The sequence below is a fragment of the Pseudomonas sp. BF-B-15 genome, from assembly GCF_019946675.1.
Taxonomy (GTDB): Bacteria; Pseudomonadota; Gammaproteobacteria; order Pseudomonadales; family Pseudomonadaceae; genus Aquipseudomonas; species Aquipseudomonas migulae.
This window is the reverse complement of the sequence record NZ_JAGYFZ010000198.1, coordinates 1-3,403: the sequence shown is the minus strand read 5'-3', so window position 1 is coordinate 3,403 and position 3,403 is coordinate 1. Positions and strand designations below refer to the sequence as shown.

The 3,403-nt window shown below is 60.3% G+C and carries 3 protein-coding genes; 1 reads left to right on the top strand and 2 read right to left on the bottom strand.

What is annotated here, in order from left to right:
• Nucleotides 1-17: 17 nt before the first annotated feature.
• Nucleotides 18-1,034 (bottom strand): 1-aminocyclopropane-1-carboxylate deaminase, encoded by a 1,017-nt coding sequence (locus KGA97_RS29245; protein WP_008045265.1) that lies wholly within the window; start codon nucleotides 1,032-1,034, stop codon nucleotides 18-20.
• A 200-nt stretch (nucleotides 1,035-1,234) separates the two neighbouring features.
• Here KGA97_RS29245 and KGA97_RS29240 point away from each other — a divergent pair, with 200 nt between their 5' ends.
• Nucleotides 1,235-1,744 carry an Lrp/AsnC family transcriptional regulator gene (locus tag KGA97_RS29240; protein WP_223435162.1) on the top strand — a complete coding sequence of 170 codons (510 nt, stop codon included), beginning with the start codon at nucleotides 1,235-1,237 and terminating at the stop codon, nucleotides 1,742-1,744.
• Between the two features lie 50 nt (nucleotides 1,745-1,794).
• On the opposite strand, the gene KGA97_RS29235 is transcribed toward KGA97_RS29240, so the two are convergent.
• The gene (locus KGA97_RS29235) at nucleotides 1,795-3,141 is read right to left on the bottom strand and encodes a PQQ-dependent sugar dehydrogenase (protein WP_223481975.1); all 1,347 of its coding nucleotides are present in this window, start codon (nucleotides 3,139-3,141) and stop codon (nucleotides 1,795-1,797) included.
• Nucleotides 3,142-3,403 lie beyond the last annotated feature (262 nt).

Below are 3,403 nucleotides of genomic sequence, written 5' to 3'. Positions count from 1 at the left end.
CTCCTACAGGTTTGTGATCAGCCGTTACGGAACAGGAAGCTGTAGGCATTCAGCGCAGGCACCCCGCCCAAGTGTGCGTAAAGCACTTTCGAGCCTTCAGGGAACTCGCCACGGCGAACCATTTCGATCATCCCGTGCATGGATTTCCCTTCGTACACCGGGTCGGTCAGCACGCCTTCAAGTCTGCCGCACAGGCGGATGGCTTCCAGCGTGCCGTCGTTGGGCAAACCGTATTCCGGATAGGCGAACCGTGTGTCGAGCACCACATCTTCTTCGGTGATTTCGCGCCCCAGCTCCACCAGTTCAGCGGTGTGCCGGGCGATCCGCAGGATCTGTGCCTTGGTCTTTTCCGGTTTGGCCGAAGCGTCGATACCGATGACATTCTTCGAACGACCGTCGGCGGCAAACCCGACCACCATGCCCGCCTGGGTGCTGCCGGTCACCGAGCAGACCACGATGTAATCGAACTTGAAGCCGAGTTCTTTTTCCTGCTGACGGACTTCCTCGGCGAAACCGACGAAGCCGAGGCCGCCATACGGATGTTCGGAACAGCCCGCCGGGATCGGAAACGGTTTGCCGCCGCGCTCCACCACATCGTTCATGGCCTTTTCCCAGCTGGGGCGAATGCCAATGTCGAACCCGGCGGCGTCCAGTCGTACATCCGCGCCCATGATGCGAGACATCTCGATGTTGCCGACGCGGTCATACACGGCATCGGAGTAGTTCACCCAGTTTTCCTGGACCAGCACGCACTTCATGCCCAGGTGTGCGGCAACGGCGGCGACCTGGCGGGTCTGGTTCGACTGGATCCCGCCGATGGACACAAGGGTGTCGCAGCCCTGCTCGATGGCCTCGGGAATCAGGTATTCGAGCTTGCGCGTCTTGTTGCCACCGAAGGCCAGGCCACTGTTGCAATCTTCACGCTTGGCATACAGCTCGACCTTGCCGCCCAGATGTTCGCTGAGGCGTTTCAAGGGGGTGATGGGCGAAGGACCGAAGGTCAACGGATAGCGTTTGAAACGATTCAGGTTCATGACTCTGCTCCTTGATTATTGGATATCCAAGCGCCAGACCGAAAGGCAAACAGGCTGCATTCCAGGTTCTTTCAGAGGGGCTTCGATGAGTTCAATATTAAGAACAAAGCCAAAAATATGTGTTGCAAGTTTCAATACATTAAAGAAACATAAATCGCCGCCTATCACTTCAAACAACTTTTTATTGCGTAGAAATCCATATGAACGCAACAAATACTCACAAGAAAACCGGCACATCCAGCCCGGAGCCACACCCGCTGGACCGCACCGACCGCGCCATTCTCAAGGCGCTGCAACGCGACGCTTCCATCTCCAATGTGGCGCTTGCCGAGAAGGTCAAACTGAGTGCGCCGGCGTGTTTGCGCCGCGTTGAACGCCTCAAGCAGGCGGGTTTGATCAAGGGCATCGTCGCGTTGCTGGACAATGACGCGCTGGATGCGGGCATGGTGGTGTTGATCGGCGTGGTGCTGGACCGCTCGACGCCGGAATCCTTCGCTGCCTTCGAAGCGGCGGCGCAAAAGGTTTCCGGCTGCATGGAATGCCATGTGGTGACGGGGGAATTCGACTACTTCATGTTGATACGAACCAAGGACAGCAACAGTTTCAACCGCCTGCACGCGGAGCAATTGTTGTACCTGCCCGGCGTGCGGCAGATTCGTTCGTTCATGGGCTTGCGCCAGGTGGTCTCGACGCCGCAGATACCTCTTTGATAGCCCGTGTCAGCCGCGCAACTTGCGCGGTGACCGGGCCCTATCCCGCTTTATTGACCCGGTTTGGCCACCGCCACGCGCCACACCTTGTTGCCGACATCGTCCGCCACCAGCAGCGCACCGCTCTGATCAAGCGCTACGCCCACCGGACGCCCTTGCGCCTCGCCTTCGGCATTGAGGAAACCGGTGAGGAAATCCACCGGTAAACCTGAAGGCTTGCCGTCGCTGAACGGGATGAACACCACCTTGTAGCCGGCCTGCGGATTGCGGTTCCACGAGCCGTGTTCGCCGATGAACACGCCATTGGCGAAAGCGCTGGGCATGGCCCGCGAGTCAGAGAACGCCAGGCCCAGCGGTGCGACGTGGGTACCCAACGCGTAGTCCGGGGCGATAGCCTGGGCCACCTTGTCCGGGCGCGGCGGCTCAACCCGGGTGTCGACGTGGTTGCCGTAGTAACTCCATGGCCAGCCGTAGAACGCGCCGTCTTTTACCGACGTCAGGTAATCCGGCACCAGGTCGCTGCCGATTTCATCGCGCTCATTGACCACGGTCCACAACTGGTTCGAACCGGGTTTCCAGGCCAGGCCGTTGGGGTTGCGCAGACCGCTGGCAAACAGACGCTTGTCGGCGCTTTTAACGTCAACTTCCCAGATCGCCGCCCGCCCTTCTTCGGCCTCCAGACCGTTTTCGCCAACGTTGCTGTTGGAGCCCACGGTGACGTACAGCTTGGTGCCCTCGGGGTTGGCGAGCACGTTCTTGGTCCAGTGGTGATTGATACCGGCAGGCAGATCGGTGACTTTCACCGGCGTCGCGGTGATCTCGGTTTGCCCCTCGCTGTAAGGCACTTTGACCAAGGCGTCGGCGTTGGCGATGAACAGCTCGTTGCCCACCAATGCCATGCCGAAGGGTGACGTCAGTCCACTCATGAACACCGTGCGCAGTTCAGCGTGACCGTCACCGTCGGCATCGCGCAGCAAGGTGATTCGATTGGCGCTGGGCGCATCGGCGCCGACACGGCCCATCACAAAACCCATCGCGGTGCGCCGCGCCCAGGCCAGCGGACCGCTGCCACCGTCAGTGGCGCCTTCAGGCATCGGTGGGTGATTGCTTTCGGCGACCAACAGATCGCCATTGGGCAATCTGTAGATCCAGCGCGGGTGGTCGAGGTTCTCGGCCAGGGCCGTCACCGTGAAACCGGCAGGCGCTTTCGGCTTGTCGCTGCCGGACCAGCCGATGGCCTTGGACACCTTCAACGTCGGGATCAGCGTGGTCGTGGGCTCAGGCAACTGCGGGCTCGGGCCGACACTGGCCTGCGGCGGCAGTTTGGAAGATTCACCACACGCGGTGAGCAACGCGGCAGCGGTCATCAAGAGCGCCAGTCGGCGGGAGACAGTCATGGTTCGAACCTCGCAATGGCCATCCGTGGGCCAATTCAGGAATAGGCAAAATCCCGTCGAGTATCGCGGCGCCGATTCGTTTCAAACACCGCGCCCGCCACAAATCAATTTTGCCTGAATCGCACGAATGCAAACGTCCAATGCCGGGCACTATCCCTGACAAAGACGCAACCCACTGTAGGAGCCGGCTTGCCGGCGATGAGGCCCGTAGGATTTGCATCGATTTCAAGGCCGCCATCGCGGGCAAGCCGGCTCCTACAAG